The organism is Polaribacter reichenbachii, assembly GCF_001975665.1.
Lineage (GTDB): Bacteria > Bacteroidota > Bacteroidia > Flavobacteriales > Flavobacteriaceae > Polaribacter > Polaribacter reichenbachii.
This window is the reverse complement of the sequence record NZ_CP019419.1, coordinates 3,665,098-3,690,515: the sequence shown is the minus strand read 5'-3', so window position 1 is coordinate 3,690,515 and position 25,418 is coordinate 3,665,098. Positions and strand designations below refer to the sequence as shown.

Genomic DNA, 25,418 nt, shown 5'->3' with positions numbered 1-25,418 from the left:
GAGGTAAAGGTTTGTTAAAATTTTAACAAACCTTTATCATAATAAAAGGCAATATGTACACATATTGCCTTTTAAATTAACTTTTAGTAAAGTAAATAGTGTCTTTTACAGACTTAAGATTTTATCCTTTTATTTTCGATTTAAACTTGTCGAATTTGTTTGCTGTTTCTTTAGGAAATGCATTGTTAGAAGTATCTACATCTGCAGTTTCTAAATCAGGATCTATCATTATGCTTTCTATTTGTTTAGATGATGAAAAAACTTTAGTTACTTCTTTATCATTATATCTCCAGATTTGTGCTGGGTATGTTTTTTTCTCTTTTGTACCATCTTTATAAGTAAATTCTACAATAATTGGCATTACTAATCCACCTGGTTTTTCGTAAGTGATTTCGTAATGATATTTGTTTTCATTTTTAGCAAAACCTAAACCTTCTGTAGTATCTTCTACAAACTCAACTGTATCTCCAGATTCTTTTGTAGCATATTTTTTAACACCTTTAATACCTATATCAGTAACATCTGTAGTGTAAAACCATCCTCTCCAAAACCAGTCTAAATCTATACCAGAGGCATCTTCCATAGTTCTAAAGAAATCTGCTGGTGATGGGCGTTTAAACATCCATCTTTGTGAATAAGTTCTAAAAGCGTGGTCAAATAATTCTTTACCCATAATGGTTTCTCTTAAAATCCAAAGAGCTGTTGCTGGTTTACCATAAGCGTTAGAACCAAAACTATATACGTTATCTCCTTTAGACATAATTGGAGCAATTCTAGATTGATCTCCAGACATATATCTTACAATATTTTTAGGATAACCTCTTGTAATTGGAAAGTTAGGATCGTAATCTAACTCAGCTAACATTTCCATATATGAGTTTAAACCTTCGTCCATCCAAGTCCATTGTCTTTCATCAGAATTTACAATCATTGGGAAAAAGTTATGGCCAACTTCGTGAATTGTAACTTTAACCATTCTGTATTTCATTCTATCAGAATAACCACCATCTGGTAAATCTGGTCTACCAGGATTAAAACAAATTTGAGGATATTCCATACCCATTTGCCCATCAACAGAAATTGCTTTGTGGTAAGGATAATCGAAAGTATATTTAGAATATGTTTCTAAAGTTTGTGCAACTGCTTTTGTAGAATGATCACCATATAATGGATTTGCTTCTTTAGAATATAATGAATAAGCCATTACAGTTTTACCATTAATATCTACAGCCATAGCATCCCAAATAAATTTTCTTGATGTTGCAAATGCATAATCACGCACGTTTTCTGCAACAAATTTCCAAGTTTTAGTACCTGTTGCTTTCGATTTTTCAATCTTTTCTGCTTCTTTTTGAGTTCTAATAACAACTACATCATCAAAAGTTTTTCTTGCAGTTTCTAATCTTTTTTGTTCCTTTTTGGTTAAAACTTCACTTTCGTTTTGTAAAACTCCTGTTGCACCTAACATATGGTCTTCTGGTACTGTAATGTTAACCGTAAAATCTCCAAATTCTAATGCGAATTCACTTCTTCCCCAGAATTGGTCGTTTTGCCATCCTTCTACATTATCATAAACACACATTCTTGGGTAAAACTGTGCAATTACATAATTGTTATTGTCATTTTCATCAAAATGCTCGTAACCAGATCTACCACCATCTGTTCTATGATTGTTGATGTTGTACCACCAAGAAATATTAAACTCAAAAGTAGCTCCAGAAGCTAAAGGTTCTACTAAGTTAATACGCATCATTGTTTGGTTAATAGTATGTAATAATGGGCTACCATCTTTATTAGTAACACTCATTATATTAAAACCACCATCAAAACGTTCTTCTGGAAAAGCTCTATTATATCTGCCTTTACTCATTTTAGTTCTAATTCTACTCGGACTAATGTCTGGAGTTTTAGAGTCTGCAGCTCTCATATTCTGGTCTAATTGTACCCATAAATACTCTAAATCGTCTTTAGAATTGTTATGATAAGTAATGGTTTCTGAGCCTGTAATTTTTGTATTGGCATCATCTAAAGTAATGTCCATTACATAATCTACTTTCTGCTGTGTGTACTCTTTACCAGGTTTACCAGAGGCAGTTCTCTCTAAATTTGGTGTTGGTAATTCTTGTTTTAATTGCTTAAACTTATTTTGATTTGTATGTCCTTGTTTTGTGATTTGGCCATAAGAATTGGCAGCAAATGCAAATGAGAACAATAAGAGTCCAATTTTTTTCATAAAATGTTTGTTTGTGTTAATATTTGAGTTGTACTGAATTTTCTTCTTTGGTTAATAACTTACTTTTGCTTTTACCATTTACTTTCGATTTTATTAAGTTTTGTTGTTCATCAAAATGCTCAATTAAAATCTTGTTGGTAACATCGATTGTAGTTACTTTTTCTATGTTTTCTATTTCTAAATAAAAGAAAACCAAATCTCCATCATATTCTTTGCCAATATAATTAAAGTTTTTTGAGATATTATCTACCTTAAAAAAGAGTTTATCTTTTAAATAATTTTCGAAATAGATATCGTTATTTTTAAGTTCTTTTTTTGTGGTTAATTGTAAATCTATGTTGTTGTCTTTGTTTAAAGCTGTTTCAATATCATCCATAAAAACATTAATGGTAATTTGAATTGCTTTGGCTTCTGGCTTGTAATTTATTTGGGTTAAACTCAAATAATATTTATGAACCGAAAAAGATAAAAGCGGAATAATTAAAAAGAGTAATAAGGTGTTTTTTAATTTCATTAGAATTGCTTTACTATAAACTCACTTTAAAATGTGATATAAACTGTATTTTTTATTAGTGAATTCTTTGCTTTTTGTTTATTTTGATAATAATTATTCAAGTTTTGAGCTAAATTACTCTTTTTTCTCGATTTTTAGGTAAGAAATACTTTCAGCTCTTAATATTTTAATCAATTCTAGAGTTTTACCTTCTTTATGCAAATCTTCTATACCTAAAGGATTACAGTACTCTAAAAAGTGAAAATAGTTTTCTATTGGTATTTTTAATTGATCAAAGAAAAACTGCTCACCAAGTTCAGATAGTATTTGATAAGGAAATGCTTTTTTTCGAGCCAATTCTTTACGCAAAGCCCATAACCTTTCAGAATATTTAAAAGGCATAACAGCTGCAGCTCCTGCACCAGAAAATTTACTAATAGGATCTACATTATTTTCTGGTGGTTTTGCTCTTATGTTGGCATCTATTCTAGGGTCTACTTCACTAAAATCGATATTAGAAAAATCTAAAGCACTTCTTAATAAAGAGTCTTTCTTATTATTAGGTACATCTTTTAAATCTACACCTAATCTACCCATTAAATTGTGTCTTTTTAAATCAAACTCATCTAAAGTATAAATGGTAAGTTTTAGTTTTACGTTTAGTTCTTTAGCATCTATAATACGTTCTGTAATTACAATTTTTTTAGATTGATGCTGTACAGAAGAAAAGCGAAGTGTATCTCCTTCTGAAGCAAAAATTCTATACAAACCTTGCTCACTAGAGAAAGTACCTTGATTTGTTTTTAGGTTGATGATATTCGCATTCTTAACAATACCTAAAGAATCTGTGATTTTACCAATAATTATTTTAGGTTTCTTTTGTGAATAAGCGCTTAAAGTGCATCCTAAAAAAAGAAAAAATAGCAATAATTTTTTTATCATAAATAAAACTTTACTTACAAAGTAAAACTTTTATTGTTTATGGTTTAAAAAATCTGTTTTAAACTTATGTTAAAAACTATTATTAAGAAGTAGTTTAAAGAATTTACTATGGATGAATTTTGTTCAGTTATTTTTTACTGATAATTTTAAGATATTGAAAACTTTGGGTTCTTAGTACCTCTATAACTTCTAAAACCCTACCATTTTTGTACATTTTTTCGATATTTAAAGGTTTGCAATATTCTAAAAAATGATAATATTTTTCTTTGGGAATCTTTAATTGATTATAAAAGTAGTCTTCACCAAGTTCACTTAATAATTTAGTAGGAAATGCCTCTAAATAACTTAAATTATCTTCTAAAGGTTTCGTTTTTTTGTCTTTTTTAAAAGGATTGAGTTTACTTAAAACTTTACCGACTTTTAAACCAGAATATTGATTGGAAACAGTTTTAGCAATTATAGGTTTTGCTCTTATATTTGCATCAATTCTAGTATCTTGATGCTCAAAATTCACTTTAGAAAAATCCATAACATCTCTTAATATGGAATCTTGTTTATTTTTGGGTAAAGATTTTACATCAACAGCCAATCTACCCATTAAATCGTGTCTTTTTAACACAAATTCATCTAAAGTGTAGATGTTTAATTTTAAAGAAATTTCTAAATTATTTTCTGATATAATTTTATCTGAAACGTATATTTTTTTTGATCTATGCTGTACAGAAGAAATTATTAAAGAATCTCCTTTAGAAACTAACATTCTGAATACACCAAAATCATTAGAAAAAGTACCTAGTTTTGTATTTAGGTTTATGATGTTTGCATTTTTAACAATACCTAAAGAATCTAAAATTTTTCCGTTAATTATAGTTTTATTTTCTTGTGAAGAAGCGTTTAAAATTATAATAAAAAACGAAAAAAATAAGAGTAGTTTTTTTATCATATAGCATTTTTAGATTGATAATCTTACTTTTCTTCGAGCAATGTGATTTCGGTTTTCTTCTGCGGAAAAGTTCTGCTTTCTTGAATTAAAATTCTTGTAACAGCCAAATTGTTTTCTTTGTTAAAATAATTTATGATGTTTTTCTTATAACAATAATTTAAAAACGGATATATATTTTCTGGTTTTATATTTAAGTCTGTTATAAAAAAATCATCTGTAAAATATTTTCTAATTTTTGCAAGTGCTTTATCTTCTAACTTTATTTTTTTTAATTCTTTTTCACGTCTAAGATTTCCGTTTAAAGAAATTATTAAATTGTCTAAATTTACAGCTGCACCAGATCTAAATTTTACAACAGCATAATCTTTTTTAGCAATTGTATTTGCATAAGGTAAATTCAGTGTTTTTGCATTTACGGTTGGTGGTGGCATTATTTCTGGATCTACATAAAATATGCTCTTTGGTTTTTCTAAAACAATTTCTTCTAATTCATAAGTTTTACCTTTTAGAGTAATTAGAAAGATTTCTTGGTCTATAATTTCTTGGGTAATTGTAATTTCTTTTTTTTGAAGATTGATGTGAGAAAACGTGATTACATCACCAATAGCAACCGGAATTTCGAACAAGCCAAAATCGTTGGTACTTGCTCCTTGATTAGAGTTTTTATTGATGATATGTGCATCTTTAACAGCTTCATCATCAAACAAGATTTTACCAGTAATTACTTTTCTTGTTTCTTGACTGTAAGACAAAATACAAAATAACATACAACAAAGTAGTGCCAAATTTCTCATATTAACAAAGAAAAGGGGAGTAGCTCTTAAAACTCTATTAATGCTTTTATAAACTTTTGTTAAACAGAAAAAGCATCATAAATTTTACGATGCTTTTAAGATAATTTGTTTAAAAATATTATTTTTCTATAGTTAAAGTGGCTTTACCAGTTACAATAGAAGTAACATCATCTACAGTAATTGTTTTGTTAACATCTACTTCTATGGTTAAAATGTCATCAATATAAGAGATAAGATCAATATTTAATTGTTCACCACCTTCGTTTAGTGTTAGTACATTACCATCTAACTCCCAGGAACTTGATAAAAAACTAAAAGTGTCATTGAAAAAGATATTATCTAAATAAAGTTCTTCTGTATAAGTTTCGCCAGTTAAATTATAGTTTAAAACAAAAGTTAAATCGCCATTAATTTCAGCAAGATTAGGATTTTCAGAAAAAGTAAGTGTTGCATTCAAATCTTTTCCAAATCCGCTACCTGTAATTGTAGTAATAACAGGACTTGTTACGTTTAATTCAGCATTATCTATTACAATATTTGTTAAAGACCAAGTACCTACTAAATCTAAAGTATTAATTTCTACGTCTGTTGTATTAGAAATTTCGCAAGCATAAAACAAACTAATAAATAACGTGAGCATAAAAATTTTAGTTTTCATATTTTGAGGCTTAAATATTTAATTAGTTAATTTAGCCAATTAATATTTACAAAAAAAATAATTTTAGAATTATTAAGATTATTATCAATTAGATCGATTTCTCTTTTATGAAAAAAATGATTATTGCAAGTACATCTACCATTCACGGAAGTGGTTATTTAGAATATTTATTACTAACATTAAAGTCTTTTTTTGCTGATGTAAAAACGTTACTTTTTATACCTTATGCAAGACCAAGTGGCATTACTTACGATGCATATACAGCAATTGCACACAAAGCATTTTCTACCATAAATATAGAGGTAAAAGGAATTCATCAATTTAAAAATCCTAAAGAAGCAATATTAAATGCAGAAGCTATTTTTACAGGAGGTGGTAATACTTTTGAGTTGGTAAATCAATTGTATAAAAATGATGTTTTATCAACCTTAAAAGAAGTTTTAGAAAACGGGACAGCTTATTTAGGTACAAGTGCAGGGAGCAATATTTGTGGTATAAATATGAAGAATACTAATGATATGCCAATTGTGTATCCGCCAAGTTTTACTACTTTAGGTTGTATTCCCTTTAATATTAACGCCCATTATTTAGATCCTATAAAAGGTTCTAAACATATGGGAGAAACTCGAGAAACCAGAATAAAAGAATTTCACGTTTTTAATGATATTTCTGTGTTAGGTTTACGAGAAGGTAGTTGGTTAGAGGTTGTGGATAATGCTATTTATTTACGTGGAAAATTAACAGCAAGATTGTTTCGTAAAAACCAAAAACCAATTGAATTAAAAAGTGGAGTAGAGGTTTTAATTTAAACCATTGCTCCATTTGCTCCAATAACTTGTCCAGAAATCCATTTAGATTCATCACTTGCCATAAATAAAACCACTTGAGCAATGTCTATTGGTTTAGCAAGTCTATGAAAAGCATTCATTCCTTTTAGTTTTTCTATAAATTCATCAGACTTTCCTTCTAAAAACAAGTTGGTTTCTGTTGGACCAGGAGCTACGGCATTTACAGAAATCCCTCTACCAATCTCTTTAGAAAATACACGTGTAATTTGTTCTACTGCTGCTTTAGATGCTGAGTAAATTGCGTAAGTTGGTAACATTAATTTTACAGTACTAGAAGAAATATTTACAATATTTCCATTATCTGCAAGTTTGCTTTCTGCTTCTTGTAGCGTATTTAAAATACCTTTTACGTTTACATTAAAATGCTTGTCGAAATCTGCTTCTGAATTATCTTTTAGTTTTTTGGCAGACATTACACCAGCATTATTTACTAAAACATCTATTTTACCAAAGCTGGCAATAGTTTTATCAAAAAGAGCAATTACTTCTTCTTTTTTGCTAACATCAGCTTTAAAAGCAAAAGCTTTACCATTATTTTTTTTAATAGCATCAACTACAGCATTTGCTTCTTTTTCGCTATTGGAATAATTAACAACAACTTTAGCACCATTTTTGGCTAAGAGTATTGCAATTTCTTTTCCTATTCCTTTGGATGCTCCAGTTACAATTACAACTTTATCTTTTACTTTCATAAATTAAATGTTTTTTTAGAAAGTAAAAAGGTAAGTATTTCGTGTTTTTTTAGAAAGTTAGATTTGTTAATAGTTTAATAATTAACATAATCAATAATTTCTAAACCATAACCAATCATTCCCACTCTTTTGGTTTGTTGAGTATTCGTTATCAATTTTAGTTTGCTGATATTTAAATCGTGCAGAATTTGAGCACCAATTCCAAAATCTCTTTGATCCATAGAAATTGCAGGTGCTTTCATTTCACCATTTTTCTGACTTTCTTTTAAAACAGCTAATCTACTTAATAAGTTTTTAGATTGATTTTGTTGATTGATGAATAAAATTGCTCCTTTTTCATGATCATTAATCACCTTAAACATTTGGTCTAATTTCTTATCGGCATTATTGGTTAAAGTTCCAAGAATATCGTTATTTACCAAAGTGGAATTTATTCTTGTTAAAACGCCTTCATCATTGATCCAATTCCCTTTGGTTAAGGCAATGTGTACTTGGTTATTTGTAGTTTGTTGGTAAGCTCTTAATCTAAATTTACCAAAACGAGTTTCTATATTAAAGTCTTCTTTCTTTTCTATTAACGAATCGTGTTCCATTCTATAAGCTACTAAATCTTCGATAGAAACTATTTTAATATCAAACTTTTTAGCGACTTCTAAAAGTTGAGGTAAACGAGCCATTGAACCATCATCATTCATAATTTCTACAATAACTCCTGCTGGTTGTAAACCTGCTAATCTTGCAAAATCTATGGCTGCTTCTGTATGACCTGTTCTACGTAAAACACCACCTTCTCTAGCAATTAACGGAAAAATATGACCTGGTCTTCCTAAATCGAATGGTTTGGTTTCTTTATCTATTAAAGCTTTAATTGTTAATGCTCTATCAGATGCAGAAATACCAGTTGTAACTCCTTTACCACGTAAATCTACAGAAACTGTAAAAGCGGTTTCCATTGGGTCTGTGTTATTATTCACCATCATACCCAACTGTAATTCTTTACAACGAGTTTCAGTTAAAGGCGCACAAATTAATCCACGGCCATGAGTAGCCATAAAGTTAATCATCTCTGGCGTAGCCATTTCTGCAGCGGCTAAAAAATCACCTTCATTCTCTCTGTTTTCATCATCTACAACTATAATAACTTTACCGTTTTTAATATCGGTAATAGCTTCTTCTATAGTATTTAATTGTGTTTTTTTATCTGAAATTTGTGATGTCATATTTTCTACCTTTTTTTAGGTACTATTTTTTTAAATATTTTAGTAATAGGTTGTAAAAAGGAATCAATATTAAAAATTCCTTTGTCTTTTGTAGCTCTTCTGGTTAATAAAATAGCAACAGGAATCATAATAATTGCAGAAACCCAAGAACCTAAAAATGCAGAAACAGTACTTTCTTCTGCTAAATTTCTACCAAAAGTATTGGTAAAGAAATAAGTTACATAGATGGCTATGGCCAATATCATTGGCATACCAAAACCACCTTTTCTAATAATGGAGCCTAAAGGCGCACCAATAAAAAAGAGAATAACGCACGATAAAGAAAAAGCAATTCTATTATAATATTCTGTATCGTAAAAATTAAGACCTTTTCTGTTCCATTTAACGGTTTCTGTATTGTTTTTTAATGTACTTAAAACTCTATTTGTTTTTGTAGTAGCAGAATTTAAAATAGAAATTTTATCTTTAATCTCAAAGTTATTTAAAGTAATGCTATCTAGTTTGTTATTTTTTAAAGAATCTGGGTATTTATATAATTCTTTAGCTTGTGTACTGATGTAAATATTTTTTGCTCGTAAACCTAAAATTTCATCATACCTACCTTTTAATTTTGGTATGGTATCCTTTAATTCTTTTAAGGTTAGCATTCTAAAATGATTGGTAACTCTGTTGGTATCTAAATCACCTCCCATTATCGATGAAATATCAATATTGAATTCATATTCCTTAAAAGTGGCATTAGATGCTGCCATTCTTTTTCTTTTATTTTGTGTTCTTGCAGACTTTATATGTTCTTCGTAATAATAGCCATCATACAAAACAAAGGTCATATATCTACTGCCTTCTTCTGTAATAATTTTACCTCTATCTGCAGTTATTACTTTTTGATTCCCTTTTCTGCTATTTAAATCGTAGATTAAAACTTTTTTTAATAGGTTTTCATCTTCACCGTATTTTTCATCAAATTTAATTTGATAACCAGGTAAATCTGCATTAAAACTTCCAGGAACTAAAGCCATTGCTGGCTTTTTCTTTTTGATGTTTAAATATAAATTCGATTGATTTAAAATTGCATATGGATATACATTATTTAAAAACAAGAAGTTAATTCCGCTTAAAGCAATCGCTAAAATTGCCATTGGTCTTACCAACCTTTGTAGAGAAATTCCTGCAGATTTAGCTGCAGCAAATTCATAATTTTCACCTAAATTACCCATTGCCATAATAGACGATAAAAGCACACCAATTGGTAACGCTTGCGGAATAATCATTAAAGTGGTGTAGTATAAAAACTTTAAAATAAAGACAAGACTAATTCCTTTACCAGCAATATTCTCGAAAGCTTGCCATAAAGCCTGCATTACTAATACAAAAAGTACAATTAGAAATGTAGCTACAAAAGGTACTAGAAAACTCTTTAGGATGTATTTATCTAAAATCTTCATAAAAAACAAAAGTAGCATCTTAATTAATAAGATGCTACTAATTTATTGTTAATTGAAATATTTAATCAATTGTATATTTTTGAGCCAAATATTTTTGCTTATCAAACTTAAAAAAACCTTCTGATAAAGCTTGATTACTTTTAAAAGTTGTAATCGTAAAACTAGTTTTTGCGCCATTAGTACCAGTTTGTACTAACTTATAAATGTGCTTTGTTTTTTCATCAATTCCTAATTCAACTTTTACAATTTCAGAATCACTATCAATTGGATTTAAGGTTACAAATTGTATTTTTCTACCATTTATGTTTTCTAATTTACCCATTTCTAAATTATAACCTTCTTTATAAAAAGTAAGTAATTTAGAAGGATAAATAAAACCATCATCGCCATCCATATCTCCTTCTGTAATAGAAATTTCTTTTTCTTCGTTGTTAATTACATAGAGTTTGCTACCATCGTAAATAAAGTTATTCCCTAAATAATTTAGATTGTATTTTTCGCCTTGCAAATTTATTTCTCCTCTAATTGGTGGTTCATCACCTTCTTTAATTCCTGCTTCTTCGTTACTTAAAGTCTGACTAAAACCAAGAAACATATTATTATAGGCACTCATTTTTGATGAAACTTCATCTAATAATGCTTTTGCTTTTGGTGAGGTTTGTGAAAAAGTTATGCTTGTTATAAATAAGCTTAAAAATAAGATTGTTATTTTTTTCATGTTCTAAAATTTTGTTGCTCTTAATCTTTCTGAGCCACTATTGATTTTTTTCGTTTTCTAATAATTGTTCTAAAGCCATAAAATCTGAAACTAACACTTGTCTTGCTTTACTACCTTCAAAGCCACCAACAATACCTGCAGCTTCTAATTGATCTATTAATCTACCAGCTCTGTTGTAGCCTAATTTTAATTTTCTTTGTAATAAAGAAGCAGAACCTTGTTGTGCTGTAACAATAATTTCTGCAGCTTCTTTAAACAATTTATCTCTGTCTGCTACATCAATATCAATACTTGTGCCACTTTCATCATCTACATATTCTGGTAATAAATGAGCTTCTGTGTATGCTTTTTGCGAACCAATAAAATCAGTAATTTTTTCTACTTCTGGAGTATCAACAAAAGCACATTGTATTCTTGTTATCGAATTTCCATTGGTATATAATAAATCTCCACGACCAATTAATTGATCTGCACCACCAGCATCTAAAATGGTTCTAGAATCAATTTTTGAAGTAACTCTAAATGCAATTCTTGCAGGGAAATTGGCTTTAATAATACCTGTAATTACGTTTACAGAAGGTCTTTGTGTAGCTACAATTAAATGAATACCAATGGCTCTAGCCAATTGAGCTAAACGTGCAATAGGCGTTTCTACTTCTTTACCAGCTGTCATAATTAAATCTGCAAATTCATCAATAACCAAAACGATATAAGGTAAAAATTGATGTCCATCGTTAGGATTTAATTTACGCTGTTTAAATTTAGTGTTGTACTCTTTAATATTTCTTACCATTGCTGCTTTTAGCAAATCGTAACGATTATCCATTTCTATACACAAAGAGTTTAATGTATGCACAACTTTGGTAGTATCTGTAATAATTGCATCTTCAGTATCAGGCAATTTAGCCAAATAATGACGTTCAATTTTATTGAATAAAGTTAACTCTACTTTTTTAGGATCGACCAAAACAAACTTAACTTCTGCAGGGTGTTTTTTATATAAGAGTGATGTTAAAACCGCATTTAAACCTACAGATTTTCCTTGACCAGTTGCACCTGCCATTAATAAGTGAGGCATTTTTGCTAAATCAACCACAAAAGTTTCATTAGAAATTGTTTTACCTAAAGCTATTGGCAATTGCATTTGCGATTCTTGAAATTTCTTTGATGAAATGGCAGAATGCATAGAAACTATAGTCGATTTTTTATTAGGTACTTCTATACCAATAGTTCCTTTACCAGGAATTGGAGCAATAATTCTTATACCCAAAGCAGATAAAGATAGTGCAATGTCGTCTTCTAAATTTTTAATTTTAGAAATACGAATTCCTGCTTCTGGTACAATTTCATATAGTGTAATTGTTGGTCCAACAGTTGCCTTAATTTCTGCGATACCAATTTTGTAGTTTTTTAAAGTTTCTACAATTCTATTTTTATTGGCTTCTAGTTCAGTAGGATCTATAGAAATACTTTCGTTGTATTGTTTTAGTAAATTAAAAGTAGGGAATTTAAAGTTTGATAGCTCTAAGGTTGGATCAAACTCGCCAAAATCTTTTAAAACTTTATCTGATAAATTCTCTACAGAATGCTCTTCTTCTCTTGCAATTGCTATATCAATTTCTACCTCTTTTAAATCCTCAATTACAGTTTCTTCAACTTTAAGTTCTGGTGTAATCTCTTGTTCAACTTTTAAAGTAATTTCTTCATTTTTTGTAGTTACATCAGAATGATTGGTAATAGTTGGTTTTAAATTTTCTAGAGAAAGTTCAAACTCCGATTTTTCCTTTTTACTTTCAACTATTAATTCTGTTTTCTTTTCAGCTTCTTGATTTTTAAATTCTACTTTTTTGTTAATTTTAGTGGTTGTTTGTTGTTCGCTTTCAACAAATTCTCTTGCTTGTCTTTCAATTTTATTTTGTTTTACTTTTTCTAGATAAGCATCTATTGTTATTTTATAACGAAGTACAATATATGCAATTAATAAGAACACTAAAATTAAAACTAAACCTGTTTTACCTATAAATGTTTGTACATAATCATTCACTTCAAAACCAATTACACCAGACAATAATGCATATTTTTGATGCAAAAATCCTAATGAAACCGAAAACCAAAGCATAATAAACAAACTCCAGTTCCAAGAAATGATAATTCTAGAAAGTTTCTTTTTTACTAAGACTGCAACACCAGAAATAAAAATTTGATAAGCAATAACAAAAGCAGCTAAGCCAAAACCTTTATATATAAAAAAATGACTTAAACTTGCTCCAATTTTACCCAGCAAGTTTTTACTTTTTATAGTTTTATCGGCTAATTTATTAAGAACACTTTGGTCTTCTTGCCAACTAAAAAAAAAGGAAATAAAGGCAATACATAAGAAAAGCGAAAATATAATCAAGAAAAAACCAAAGATAGTTTGGGTTTGTCTTGTTTTTAAAAAAGAAAAAATACTTGATTTTTCTTCTGTTAAAATTGATGATTTTTTTACGCTTTGTTTCTTTTTAGCCATTAAAAAATTTGATTTTTTTTAAGGCGTAAATATACGTATTTGATTAAAATAATAAAGCTATTTTAGGTACATAAATAAAACCAGCAACAATTAAAGATATTAATGCAGCGAAACTTGGTGCACCAGCAGCAATATCTTTAATTAAGCCAATTTTTTTATGATAATCTGGGTGAATAAAATCTGCAACTTCTTCTATAGCTGTATTTGCAGCTTCTGCCACTAATACTAAGCCAATTATTATAAATTGCAATGCCCATTCTGTAGTAGAAATCTCAAAATAAAAACCCATAATAGTTGCAATAATGGCACAGAATAATTGAGCTTTTATACTATCTTCTGTAGTAACTAAAATCCACATACCTTTTAATGCAAATTTTAAACTTTTAATTCTGCCAATTATAAAACCATCTTTAGGATCTTTCATTATTAAATCGCTTTTAAAGCATTTTCATAATTAGGTTCATCAACAATTTCTGGTACTTGTTCGGTGTAAGCAACTTTACCATTTTCATCAATAATAACAATTGCTCTAGAGTGTAAGTTTGCTAAAGGACCATTTGCTATTTCTAACGCGTAATCTTTACCAAAAGTACCTGTTGCAAAATCAGAAAGCATTACTACATTATCTATACCTTCTGCACCACAAAAACGAGCTTGAGCAAATGGTAAATCTCTAGAAATACATAATACAACTGTGTTTTCTAAATCTGCAGCTTTTTTATTAAATTCTCTTACAGAAGTTGCACAAGTGCCAGTATCTACACTCGGAAAAATATTTAAAATGATGTTTTTACCTGCAAAATCTGATAAACTTTTTTGAGCTAAATCTACTGTAGTTAATTTAAAATCAGGTGCTTTAGATCCTGTTTTTGGTAAGTTGCCTACTGTGTTTATTGCGTTTCCTTTTAATGTAATATCTGCCATTGTAATTGATTTTGGTTTGCATCAAAAGTAATATTTTTTATTCAAAAACTTAACTTAAAACTGTGAAGTTCTCCTTAAAAAATGATAATCTTATATGTATCTTCGCAGTCCGAAATTTATCATTTACAAAGTGAATCTTACTCAATATACATCAGAATTTCAATACAATTGGAAACTAGCAGCACCAGTAATGTTGGGTATGTTAGGGCATACTTTTGTTGCTTTTATAGATAATATTATGGTTGGGCAATTAGGTACTGCAGAATTGGCTGCAGTTTCTTTAGGTAACAGTTTTATGTTTATTGCAATGTCTATTGGTATTGGTTTTTCTACAGCAATTACACCTTTAATTGCAGAAGCTGATGCCTCTGATAATTTAGAACAAGCAAGAGCTACCTTTAAAAACGGATTATTTTTATGTACTTCTTTAGGTATTTTATTGTTCTTGATGGTCTTTTTTGCCAAACCTTTAATGTATTTAATGCAGCAACCCAAAGAAGTTGTTGAGTTGGCAATTCCGTATTTAGATTTGGTGGCTTTTTCTTTAATTCCGTTAATTATTTTTCAGGCAATTAAGCAGTTTAGTGATGGTATGTCTATGACTAAATACCCTATGTATGCTACCTTAATTGCCAATATTGTAAACGTTGTATTAAACTATTTATTCATTTTTGGTAAGTTTGGTTTTCCAGAATTAGGTATTGTTGGTGCAGCTTATGGTACATTGGCTTCTAGAATAATTATGGTAATTTATTTATGGCTTTTATTAAAAAATAAAACACGATCTAAGCGAATTATCAGCAATTTAAAGTTCTTTGTTTTAGATGTTTTAATGATAAAAAAAATTATCAATTTAGGTTCTTTAAGTGCTATGCAAATGTTTTTTGAAGTCGCTATTTTTACAGCTGCCATTTGGTTAAGTGGGTTATTAGGTAAAAATCCACAAGCCGCAAATCAAATTGCATTAAATTTATCTTCGATGACGTTTATGGTTGCAATGGGTTTAAGTGTTGCTTCTATGATAAGAGTTGGTAATCAAAAAGGATTACAAAATTTTAAAGAATTGCGTAGAATTGCATTTTCAATCTTTTTCTTAGGATTAATTTTAGCCACAGTTTTTGCTATTTTATTTTTCTTATTTCACAAAATAATGCCTACCATTTATGTTGATTTAGATGATAAAGTAAATTATGTGGATAATTTGGAAGTAATTACAATAGCTTCTAAACTTTTAATTGCAGCTGCATTTTTTCAAATATCTGATAGTATACAGGTTTTGGTATTAGGAGCTTTACGTGGTTTACAAGATGTTAAAATACCAACGATTTTAACCTTTATTTCTTATTGGTGTGTTGGTTTTCCTGTTTCGTATTATTTTGGTGCAGCAGAAAGGTTAGGAAGTTTTGGTATTTGGTTAGGCTTGTTAGCTGGTTTATCTACAGCATCAGTTTTATTGTTTATCAGATTTAATAGATTAACTTTAAGATTGATAAAAGAAAAGGAAGCTGTTGTTATAGCCAATTAGTTTTTGTCTATTTTTAAATTATATCTATTAATTTGAATGATAAATAAGATGAATTGATTTCAAGTTTTATTTTTTATTAGAATTTTCGAGCATAATTCTTTCTTTTTGTTTTTTTGATAATCCTTGTGAGAAATAAAGTTCATTTGGTAATAGAATATTAGATTTTTTCATACTAGGATCATCAGTAGATTGACTTAAATCACAGTCGAATCGTCCTAATTTAGAGTAAAGTTTTTTCCAGTTTTTACCAGCATTTATAAAATGAGAAAGTCCCCAAGTAATTCCGTCTGCATTAGGGTTATCTGTAAAAGCATCTTTCGAAAAAACACCTGCAGCTGTAGGTAATAATTGAGTAACTGATGCAATTTCAAAATTTACCCAATCTTTTGCATACTGAATTGTATAATGTTCAATACCATCTGTACCTACAATTGCAGCTACACCTTCTTTAAAAGGAAACAAAATGGTTTCGTGCCCAGAATTCATAACAGGGCTTAAGGGATGTTTTTTAAAAGGACCTTCTGGTTGATCTGCAATTGCTAATCCCCAGCAATCCCAATGTTTTCTATTTTTATCTCTTTGATCCATTCCTGATTTGTAATAAAGATAAATTTTTCCATTATGCACCAAAGGCATTGGATCGTGAATTACTCGCCAATCCCATTCGTTACTTTTGCCAAAAGGGATTACTACTTCATTAAAAGGTATCCAAGGACCATCAGGAGAATCTGCCCAAGACATTGCAACAGGACAAATATCATAAGCGTCTTTTTCTTCGTTATAAGTTCCACTTGGTGCATTAAAAGCTTGGTAGTATAAATAATATTTGTCCTTAAATTTTAAAATATCAGCAGTAGCTACAGAACGCCATCCAGGTTGTGGTTTTTTTGGTCTTTTTATAGCAACACCTTGTTCATTCCAAGTAAAACCATCTTTACTTGTTGCATACCAAATTTCTGCTAAATCCCAGTCTGTAGAAGGTATTGTATCATTAGCACCATTTTTTCCTTTTGGTTCAGTTGGCGTTTCACGATGTGTGTACCAAACATAATATTTACCATTTTCATAAATGATTTTAGAAGGATCTCTTCTGCTTATGGTTCCATTTCCATTGTTATAATTAAAACCTTTAAGTTCAGTGTATTTAAAATTGGTATACAATTCATTGTCTAACAATCTAGGAGCTTCATAGTGTTTAAAGGATCTTTGCATTGCAGCACTCATAACTCTATTTGGTTCAATGTCTTTTATTTTTAAAGGAAATGGCTTTTGATTGTTTATAGTTTCTTTTTTTACTTCTTTTTTCGAACAGTTAAAAAGTAGTAAAGCAGTAATTACAGTTAAAATATATTTCATTTTCTTTTATTTTTTTGATAAAATCCATTCAGCTTTATGACTAAATTTTTCTTTGCCTTTTTTGCTTTTCACTTCAATTTTGTTAATCTCGTTTTTCAATAAAATATCGTGAAATATGATGGTATTATAATCATCAGATTGTTTTTTTGTAGCAATTTTTCTACCATTGATGTAAAGTGTAATTTTTTCTAAATTGGTAAAAACTTTTACTTGAGTTTTAGCTTCCGTTCTTTTTGTATTTCTTAATTCAGCAATATATAAAACAGGAGAATCGCTCCAATTTGCTTTATAAAAATAAAAAGCATCCTTTTTAACTTTTCTGTCATAAGTAACTAATCCTTTATGATTTAGGTTTTTAATTCCACCTCTGTTCCAGCCAGCTACAGAAAAATCAAAAATATTCCAGATAAAAGAAGACCAAATAAAAGGACGTTCCTTAATATTTTTCCAAGTAACTTCGTGATAATTTGTTTGTACTGGCTCAGGAAAATAATTTCCAATTGGTTTCTCTAATAAAGCTCTATTTTGCTGATAAATATTTCCTCCAACACCATATTCACTAATGGCTAATTCAATATTTGGATATTTTATTCGAGATTCATCTAACCATTTTTCCATATCTGAATATTGCCCATAATACCAACCATAATATTTATTCCAAGCTTGTAAATCGCTGATGTTTCCCATATTTGATTCCATTCCACGATCGCTAGCAGAAACTGTAAAACGAGTACTATCTAATTTATGAGCTAAATTGTTGAGTTCTTTTGTAAGAATTACGCAAGGTTCGTCAGCGCTTTTCCAAGCACGAACTTCGTTCCATAATCCCCAAGAAAATATGCTAGGATGATTGTAGTTTTGATAAATTAATTCAGTTAATTGTTGTTTTGCATTTCCTTGTTCACGACCACTATAATCGTGTACAAAAGGTATTTCTGTCCATACTAATAAACCTAATTTATCTGCAGAATTATAAGTGTTTTGTGAATGTTGATAATGAGATAATCGTAAACCTGTAGCACCAATTTCATCAATAATTTCCATATCTTTTTTATGGTTTTCTAATGTAAGTGCTGGCCCAACTTGTTGCCATTCTTGATGCATAGCTACACCGTAAATTCGATAAGGTTCATCATTTAAAAAGAAACCTTTATCAGCATCAACTTTAAAAGTTCTTAAACCAAAAGTTTCACAAATTTTATCCGAAGTTTTTCCATCACTCAGCGTAACTTCTACTGAATATAAATATGGATTTTTTCGTCCATTCCATAAAATAGGATTTTCTATTTCTATAGACTGAGTATCTATAGTATTTTTTTTATCAATTTTAATTATTTTTGATAAACTATTAATATATTGGTTATTAGCGTCTAAAATTTTATAATTTAAAGTTAATTGATTTAGGTTTTCTTTATTTGTGATATGTGTTCTCACTTCAATTTTAGCAGAGTTTTTTGATTGTTCTATTAAATGGACAAAAACACCAGAAGAAGCATAAAAGGTTGGTGAAATATTGAATTTTGGTGTTGAGAAAATTTGCGCTGAACGATATATGCCTCCATAATGATTAAACAAAACATCATTTACGGGAATTCTCTTATAATTTGGTGCATTACTAGTTTTTACAACGATTAAATTATGTTCTCCAATTTTTACAGCTTTTGTAATTTCATAACAAAATGCAGAATAACCACCTATATGGTTGCCTATTTTTATTCCATTTACATAAATGATAGCTTCTTGTCCAACAGCTCCAAAACGTAGAAAAACACGTTCGTTTTCCATAGATTTAGGGATGTTTATATGTGTACGATACCAAGCAATGCCTTTATAATAGCCTACATTTTCTATGGCATCCATAGAGTAGGTGTGTGGTACTTTTATATTTTGCCAAGTAGAATCGTTAAAGTTTTTGCTTTCTCCTTTATAAAAAACACCTTTTTGAAATTTCCAGTTAGTTAATTGTATGTGTTTACGATCTTTTATAAAATTTACTTGTGCATTTGTGTAAAATCCTACTAATAAAAAGGTAATAGTTAATACTTGTAGAATTATATTTTTTCTGTGGTGATTGCTTTTTTTTCGTTTTTTAAGTTCGTACATTTTATTTGAAGGTTATGATTCAATTGGTTCCTCCTTCAAATTTAATTTTAAAATCTAGTTTTTTTATGATTTTAACTGATCTAAAACTTGATTTGGTTAATTTGTGATACAAAAAAAACCTAAACAATTAAGTTTAGGTTTTTTATTTATAAATGTTTTGTAGAAACTATGCTAACATTGTAACAGGGTTTTCTATAAACGTTTTTAAAGTTTGTAAAAATTGAGCACCAACAGCACCATCAACAGTTCTGTGATCGCAAGTTAAAGTTAAGTTCATTGTATTACCAACAACAATTTGCCCATCTTTAACAACTGGTTTTTGCACAATTGCACCTACAGATAAAATTGCAGAGTTTGGTTGATTGATAATAGAATTAAAATTCTGAATACCAAACATACCTAAGTTAGATACTGTAAAAGTACTTCCTTGCATTTCTGCAGGAGCTAATTTTTTGTTTCTTGCTTTACCAGCTAAATCTCTAATACCTGCACCAATTTGAGTTAAACTTAAAGAGTCTGTATGTTTAATTACAGGTACTAATAAGCCATCATCTACAGCAACAGCAACACCAACATGAATATGACTGTGGTAAATTGTATTAGCATCTGACCAAGAAGTGTTTACTTGTGGATGTTTTTTTAATGCCATAGCACAAGCTTTAACAACCATATCATTAAATGACACTTTTACATCTGGAATTGCATTGATAGTTTTACGAGAAGCCATTGCATTGTCCATATCAACCTCAATATTTAAACTGAAATCAGGAGCAGTAAATTTAGAATTACCTAAAGATTTTGCAATTGCTTTACGCATTTGAGAATTTTTAACTTCCTCAGATTTTTCTTCACCAGCAGCAATAACAGTAGTTGTAGCAGCACTAGCTTCTACTTTAGCAGCAGGAGTAAAGTTTTCTACATCTTTTTTAATAATTCTACCATTTTCGCCAGAACCAGTAATATCAGCAAGATTAAAACCTTTATCAGCAGCAATTTTCTTTGCTAATGGAGATGCAAAAACACGACCGTTAGAAGTATTACTTGTAGTTGCAGCAGGTTTTGCTTCTTCTACTTTAGCAACAGGTTTAGTTTCTTTCTTTTCTGGAGTTGCAGCAGGTTTTTCTTCTGCTGGAGCTGCAGAAGCAGTTCCACCACTTGCTACAATCGCAGAAACATCAGTTCCTTCTGGGCCAATTATTGTAAGTAAGCTATCAACAGGAGCTGTTTCACCTTCTTGAACACCAATGTGTAAGATTGTTCCTTCGTAGAAACATTCAAATTCCATTGTTGCTTTATCAGTTTCAATTTCTGCTAAAATATCACCTTCTTCAACTTTGTCGCCAACTTTCTTTAACCAAGAAGCTACTGTACCATCTGTCATCGTATCACTTAAACGAGGCATAGCAATAACATTTACACCTTCTGGAATAGCAGCACTTTCAGTTGAAGCTTCAGAAGTAGTTTCTTCTTTAGTTTCTTCTGTGGCAGCTTCTTCTTTTACAGGTTCTGCTTCTCCGTTTAAAAGTGCAGATATATCTTCGCCTTCTTCACCAATAATGGCTAAAAGTTTATCTACAGGAGAAGTTTCTCCTTCTTGAATACCAATGTGTAATAAAGTTCCTTCATAGAAAGATTCAAACTCCATTGTAGCTTTATCAGTTTCGATTTCTGCTAAAATATCGCCTTCTTCAACTTTATCTCCAACTTTTTTTAACCATTGTGCCACAACACCTTCTTCCATGGTGTCACTTAAACGCGGCATATTTATTACTGTAGCCATATCTTAACTTATAAAAGGATAATCTTCTTGTTCGTATACCATATCATATAACTGTTGAGTTTCTGGATATGGAGATTCTTCTGCGAACTTTTCGCATTCTTTTACTTTACTTTTTACGTCTTTATCTATTTCAGAAATTTCTTCTTCTGTAGCATAACCCTTTTCTAAGATAATATCTTTTACTTGAGTTATTGGATCAATTTTTTTGTACTCTTCAACTTCATCTTTTGTTCTGTAGTGTTGCGCATCAGACATTGAATGACCTCTATATCTGTATGTTTTCATTTCTAAGAAAGTTGGTCCATCTCCACGTCTAGCTCTTTGAATGGCTTCATCTACAGCTTCTGCAACCTTAATAGGATTCATAGCATCTACTGGTCCACAAGGCATTTCGTAACCTAAACCTAATTTCCAAATATCATCATGATTCGCAGTTCTATCTACAGAAGTCCCCATTGCATAACCATTATTTTCTACAATAAAAATAACAGGTAATTTCCATAACATAGCCATATTAAAAGCTTCATGTAAAGAACCTTGTCTTGCAGCACCATCACCAAAACAAGTTAAAGTTACGGCATCATTACCTTTATATTTGTCTGCAAATGCAAGACCAGCACCTAAAGGAATTTGACCACCAACAATACCATGACCACCATAAAAACGAAATTCTTTAGAAAAAATATGCATAGAACCACCCATACCTTTAGAAGTTCCTGTTGCTTTACCATAAAGTTCAGCCATAACACGTTTAGGATCTTCTCCCATACCAATTGGTTGTACGTGATTTCTGTAGGCAGTAATCATTTTATCTTTCGATAAATCCATTGCATGTAAAGCTCCTGCTAAAATAGCTTCCTGTCCATTATACAGGTGTAAGAATCCTCTTACTTTTTGTTGAATGTAAACAGATGCTAACTTGTCTTCGAACTTACGCCAGAAAAGCATGTCTTTGTACCAATCTAAATAGGTTTGTTTGGTGATTTTTTTCATTCTTTAGTCTTTGTTGTTATTTTTTGTTAAATTATAAACTCACGCTAATAATCTTAACGACAAAAATAACAGTTTTATAAAGAATAAAAAAACTTGTTTTTTAAAAAATTACATCATTTAATTGAAGAATTCGTAATTATTTATCTTTGGCAATAACTAAAGTAGCTTTTGCACCTGTTGCTAAGTTCCATTCGTTAGATGAAATTAGCATACCTGCATCATTATAAACCTTAAAAGCAGCAGTATTTGGTCCAGAAGTTCCTTGGTTTAATGCTTTAAATGCAATTTTATTAATACCAACGTTTAAAGGAATATTGAATTTTTGATAACTTGTTTTTAAAAGGATGTTGTAAATTAAGGGAACATCGTTAACGTAAATGGTAACTCGATCTCCATCAGGATATTGAAAATCTCTACAAATAATATTTACACTTTTAGAGCTTGTTCTAAAACTACCTAAATCTTGATCTATTTTAGGAATTATATATTGACCATTAATTTTTTGGAAAGATTTTAAAAAACGTTGTTCGTTTAGTTTTGCTTGTGTAAGAATCCCTTTGTTTTTTAAATTGTCTTCTTTCTGTTCGTTTTTTAATTTCTCTTTTTCGGCATCATATGCTTTTTGAAAACCATCTGTACCATTTAATTCAATAGACTTTGGCTTATTAACTTCTTTAGAGTTCTTTAAAACAATAGATTTTGTTTTTCCTTTTTCTTTTGTGCCTTTATTTGTATCTAATTGAGCAACTATATTTGTGGTAAAACAAACACAAGAAAGGATAAAAAAAGATTTAAAAATTAGTTTCATACATTTAAATTTCTAGCAAGAACAATACAAATATAATGCCGATTTTTTTTGAAGCTGTTTCAGTTTTGTTAAAATTGTTATTGAATAGGGAAATTAAAATACGTTTTAGGAAAAGGTTCGTTTTTTAAGGTAAAATGCCACCATTCATGATCATAAGGTTTAAAACCATTGTCTAACATCACTTTTCTAAGTAACATTCTGTTTTCTTTTCGTTTCTGGGTAATGTTTTTATAGAAAGGATGAGATTCAATTCCGAAAAAATCAAATGGGCTACCCATATCTAATTCTTTGCCTGTTTTTATATCAATAATAGTTAAATCTGTTGTGCTACCTCTTGTATGTCCAGATTTTGATGCGATATACCCTAAATTAAACAATTGTGATTTTGGTACTTTTGGGTAGTATTGTTGTTTCATTAAAGTATCATTCAAAACCTTTGCCCATTTTACAAAATGGTTTACAGCTTGTTGTGGTCTGTAAGCATCAAAAATTTTTAGACTTAAGCCTTTTTTATTTAAAATGGTTTGTACTTTTTTTAGAGCTTTAGCAGTTTCTTTACTAACAATAACACAATTGTTTATATAACCATCAATAGGTTTACCTATAAAATTATTGTTACCTAAATAACGTAATTCTTTTTGGATGGAAGCATCAATATCAGATAAATACACAAAACCTTTTGGTAAATTTTGAGCACTTATTGTAATACAAAAACCAAGAGCGATTAAAAAAAGAATATTTTTCATTTTTCAAAAATAGAGAAAAAATTAAAGCCTACCTTAAATCGGAATTATTCTTTATTTTTGATGTTATATATGGAACAACTTACTTTAACCACACCAGCTTTATTATTTTCGGCGATTTCTTTGATTATGCTTGCTTATACAAATCGATTTTTGGCGTATGCTTCTGTTATCAGAAATTTACACGCTAAGTATTTAGAAAATAATGATGACTCTCTTTTAAGACAGATTAAAAACTTAAGAATTCGTTTAAATTTAACGAGATATATGCAAATATTCGGAATTACAAGTTTGTTATTCTGCGTATTAACAATGTTCTTAATTTATATTGATTTTTACATAATTGCAGTTTGGGCTTTTGGTATTGGCTTAATTTTACTGCTTATTTCTTTGGCATTATTAATTAAAGAAATTCAAATTTCTGCTGAGGCTTTACAACATCAAATAGAAGATATTGAACAATATTTAGGCAATAAATAGTTTTATAAATACGTTTTTATGGTGTTATAATCATCAATAACAAAATCAGCATTTTTTAAAGATTGATCTGCAACCATAGGATTTTTAAATCCGAAGACAAAAATACCAGCATCATTTGCAGCTTTAATTCCGTTATCTGAATCTTCAATAACTATACAGTTTTCTTTTGGAGTATTACCTAAAATTGCTGCTTTTTCAAAGATTTCTGGGTGTGGTTTAGATTCCGTTAAATCCGCACCACTAATTTTAGCATTAAAATAAGAGTTTAAATTAAAACGATTAAAAACTCTATCAATATTTACCATTGCAGAAGATGAGGCTAAAACTAAAGTTAACCCTTTGTTGTAGCAATATTTTATAAGGTTTTCTACGCCATTTACTAAATGTAAAGTTGGATCGTTTTCAAAGAAATTTACATAACGTTTTCTTTTATCAATAACTAAGTCTTCTGGTTTTACATCTAAATTATAATGCGCTATTAATCTCTGAAATGTATTTATGGTTGATGATCCTGTGAGTGTTTTATAAAGTTCAGGAGAAACATCGACCCCAACAGACGTAAATGTTTCATAATACGCTTTTTTATGAATTTCTTCTGAGTCTATTATAACTCCATCCATATCAAAAATAACACATTTAATTTCTTTTGGTATTTTCATTTTAATCTAAAAATTTAGCTTTTAATTCTTTGGTTGGTATCATACAGCTTTCTTTTTTACCAAACCATTTGTATCTATTTTTTGCAATAAAATCGTAAATGAAATTTCTGAAAGACTCTGGAAAAAGAAATCCTATTTGGGTAAGTTGCCAAATTCCTCCAAAATCATTCATAACTTTTAAAGCAGCTGTAGATTTTATATCATAAGAAATGCCAGGTTCGTATAAAATTATTGAATCTACTTTTTGAGTATCTATATGTAATTGTTTTGTGATTTTTTTACCAGTTTCAGATTGTAAAGCAGTAAAAAGAAAGGTATTTTTCTTATCGTATTTTATAACTTTTAAAACGGAATTATTGCACAGATTGCAAACGCCATCAAAAAGAATTAGTTTTTTATTTAAAGGAATATCGACCATAAAATCACTTTACAAAGTAAAAAAACAAAATTACTTTAACTTTTTTTAAAAAACCTTGTAACATTTTTTTAATTGCAACGTCTTATGTTTGTATTGTTAATTAGAAATTGCTTTTAACATAAAATTAATAAAAG

Annotated in this window: 24 protein-coding genes; 3 read left to right on the top strand and 21 right to left on the bottom strand. The window is 29.4% G+C overall.

The annotated features are described in order from the left end of the window. Window positions 1-121 precede the first annotated feature (121 nt). The 6 genes from BW723_RS15745 to BW723_RS15720 form a co-directional block, all read right to left on the bottom strand. Window positions 122-2,233, bottom strand: coding sequence for a M1 family metallopeptidase (locus BW723_RS15745; protein ID WP_068357898.1), 2,112 nt, complete (start codon window positions 2,231-2,233; stop codon window positions 122-124). A gap of 16 nt (window positions 2,234-2,249) precedes the next feature. Then, the gene (locus BW723_RS15740) at window positions 2,250-2,747 is read right to left on the bottom strand and encodes a DUF6702 family protein (protein ID WP_068357900.1); all 498 of its coding nucleotides are present in this window, start codon (window positions 2,745-2,747) and stop codon (window positions 2,250-2,252) included. 114 nt (window positions 2,748-2,861) lie between these two features. Continuing rightward, window positions 2,862-3,668 (bottom strand): peptidase associated/transthyretin-like domain-containing protein, encoded by an 807-nt coding sequence (locus BW723_RS15735; RefSeq protein WP_068357902.1) that lies wholly within the window; start codon window positions 3,666-3,668, stop codon window positions 2,862-2,864. A gap of 127 nt (window positions 3,669-3,795) precedes the next feature. Further along, the gene (locus BW723_RS15730) at window positions 3,796-4,611 is read right to left on the bottom strand and encodes a hypothetical protein (protein ID WP_068357905.1); all 816 of its coding nucleotides are present in this window, start codon (window positions 4,609-4,611) and stop codon (window positions 3,796-3,798) included. Between the two features lie 23 nt (window positions 4,612-4,634). After that, complete coding sequence (locus tag BW723_RS15725; RefSeq protein WP_227431581.1) at window positions 4,635-5,378, bottom strand: peptidase associated/transthyretin-like domain-containing protein; 744 nt, start codon at window positions 5,376-5,378, stop codon at window positions 4,635-4,637. Window positions 5,379-5,523: 145 nt separating this feature from the next. Further along, complete coding sequence (locus BW723_RS15720; protein ID WP_139059069.1) at window positions 5,524-6,063, bottom strand: lipocalin family protein; 540 nt, start codon at window positions 6,061-6,063, stop codon at window positions 5,524-5,526. Between the two features lie 107 nt (window positions 6,064-6,170). Between BW723_RS15720 and pepE the strand changes: the two genes are divergently transcribed. Continuing rightward, window positions 6,171-6,872 carry a dipeptidase PepE gene (gene pepE / locus BW723_RS15715; RefSeq protein WP_068357913.1) on the top strand — a complete coding sequence of 234 codons (702 nt, stop codon included), beginning with the start codon at window positions 6,171-6,173 and terminating at the stop codon, window positions 6,870-6,872. On the opposite strand, the gene BW723_RS15710 is transcribed toward pepE, so the two are convergent. From BW723_RS15710 to tpx, 7 genes are all read right to left on the bottom strand, one after another. Beyond that, complete coding sequence (locus BW723_RS15710; protein ID WP_068357916.1) at window positions 6,869-7,603, bottom strand: SDR family oxidoreductase; 735 nt, start codon at window positions 7,601-7,603, stop codon at window positions 6,869-6,871. The two genes, pepE and BW723_RS15710, sit on opposite strands and share 4 nt — an antisense overlap. Window positions 7,604-7,677: 74 nt before the next feature. Next, on the bottom strand, window positions 7,678-8,823 hold the full coding sequence (gene ribB / locus BW723_RS15705; RefSeq protein WP_068357919.1) for a 3,4-dihydroxy-2-butanone-4-phosphate synthase: 1,146 nt from the start codon (window positions 8,821-8,823) through the stop codon (window positions 7,678-7,680). Between the two features lie 5 nt (window positions 8,824-8,828). After that, window positions 8,829-10,268, bottom strand: a complete 1,440-nt coding sequence (locus BW723_RS15700; RefSeq protein WP_068357922.1) for an LptF/LptG family permease — start codon at window positions 10,266-10,268, stop codon at window positions 8,829-8,831. A gap of 61 nt (window positions 10,269-10,329) precedes the next feature. Further along, window positions 10,330-10,986 carry an outer membrane lipoprotein periplasmic chaperone LolA1 gene (gene lolA1 / locus BW723_RS15695; protein WP_068357925.1) on the bottom strand — a complete coding sequence of 219 codons (657 nt, stop codon included), beginning with the start codon at window positions 10,984-10,986 and terminating at the stop codon, window positions 10,330-10,332. 37 nt (window positions 10,987-11,023) lie between these two features. Next, entirely contained in the window at window positions 11,024-13,495 is a 2,472-nt protein-coding gene (locus BW723_RS15690; protein ID WP_068357928.1) for an FtsK/SpoIIIE family DNA translocase, read from the bottom strand. A gap of 43 nt (window positions 13,496-13,538) precedes the next feature. After that, complete coding sequence (locus BW723_RS15685; RefSeq protein ID WP_068357931.1) at window positions 13,539-13,919, bottom strand: diacylglycerol kinase family protein; 381 nt, start codon at window positions 13,917-13,919, stop codon at window positions 13,539-13,541. Between the two features lie 2 nt (window positions 13,920-13,921). After that, entirely contained in the window at window positions 13,922-14,419 is a 498-nt protein-coding gene (gene tpx, locus BW723_RS15680; protein WP_068357935.1) for a thiol peroxidase, read from the bottom strand. Window positions 14,420-14,549: 130 nt separating this feature from the next. On the opposite strand from tpx, the gene BW723_RS15675 reads away from it, so the two are divergent. Beyond that, window positions 14,550-15,944: an MATE family efflux transporter gene (locus BW723_RS15675; RefSeq protein WP_175335391.1), complete on the top strand. Its 1,395-nt coding sequence runs from the start codon at window positions 14,550-14,552 to the stop codon at window positions 15,942-15,944. A gap of 66 nt (window positions 15,945-16,010) precedes the next feature. Here BW723_RS15675 and BW723_RS15670 read toward each other — a convergent pair whose 3' ends face one another. The 6 genes from BW723_RS15670 to BW723_RS15645 all read right to left on the bottom strand — a co-directional run bounded on the left by BW723_RS15670 (window position 16,011) and on the right by BW723_RS15645 (window position 23,730). Continuing rightward, window positions 16,011-17,300, bottom strand: a complete 1,290-nt coding sequence (locus BW723_RS15670; protein ID WP_068357941.1) for a glycoside hydrolase family 117 protein — start codon at window positions 17,298-17,300, stop codon at window positions 16,011-16,013. 6 nt (window positions 17,301-17,306) lie between these two features. Then, complete coding sequence (locus BW723_RS15665; protein WP_068357944.1) at window positions 17,307-19,403, bottom strand: glycoside hydrolase family 2 protein; 2,097 nt, start codon at window positions 19,401-19,403, stop codon at window positions 17,307-17,309. Window positions 19,404-19,569: 166 nt separating this feature from the next. Then, a complete protein-coding gene (locus BW723_RS15660; protein WP_068357946.1) occupies window positions 19,570-21,183 on the bottom strand; it encodes a pyruvate dehydrogenase complex dihydrolipoamide acetyltransferase in 1,614 nt (537 codons plus the stop codon). Window positions 21,184-21,186: 3 nt separating this feature from the next. Continuing rightward, the gene (gene pdhA, locus BW723_RS15655) at window positions 21,187-22,176 is read right to left on the bottom strand and encodes a pyruvate dehydrogenase (acetyl-transferring) E1 component subunit alpha (RefSeq protein WP_068357949.1); all 990 of its coding nucleotides are present in this window, start codon (window positions 22,174-22,176) and stop codon (window positions 21,187-21,189) included. A gap of 136 nt (window positions 22,177-22,312) precedes the next feature. Continuing rightward, window positions 22,313-22,984, bottom strand: a complete 672-nt coding sequence (locus BW723_RS15650) for a hypothetical protein (RefSeq protein ID WP_068357951.1) — start codon at window positions 22,982-22,984, stop codon at window positions 22,313-22,315. A gap of 77 nt (window positions 22,985-23,061) precedes the next feature. Continuing rightward, window positions 23,062-23,730 (bottom strand): M15 family metallopeptidase, encoded by a 669-nt coding sequence (locus BW723_RS15645; protein WP_068357955.1) that lies wholly within the window; start codon window positions 23,728-23,730, stop codon window positions 23,062-23,064. Between the two features lie 69 nt (window positions 23,731-23,799). Here BW723_RS15645 and BW723_RS15640 point away from each other — a divergent pair, with 69 nt between their 5' ends. Next, window positions 23,800-24,207 carry a DUF2721 domain-containing protein gene (locus BW723_RS15640; protein ID WP_068357958.1) on the top strand — a complete coding sequence of 136 codons (408 nt, stop codon included), beginning with the start codon at window positions 23,800-23,802 and terminating at the stop codon, window positions 24,205-24,207. A gap of 2 nt (window positions 24,208-24,209) precedes the next feature. Here the strand turns inward: BW723_RS15640 and BW723_RS15635 are convergent, their stop codons facing one another. Together BW723_RS15635 and BW723_RS15630 are read right to left on the bottom strand one after the other, a co-directional pair. After that, complete coding sequence (locus tag BW723_RS15635) at window positions 24,210-24,866, bottom strand: HAD family hydrolase (protein WP_068357964.1); 657 nt, start codon at window positions 24,864-24,866, stop codon at window positions 24,210-24,212. Between the two features lies 1 nt (window position 24,867). Further along, window positions 24,868-25,284, bottom strand: a complete 417-nt coding sequence (locus BW723_RS15630) for a thiol-disulfide oxidoreductase DCC family protein (protein ID WP_068357969.1) — start codon at window positions 25,282-25,284, stop codon at window positions 24,868-24,870. Window positions 25,285-25,418 lie beyond the last annotated feature (134 nt).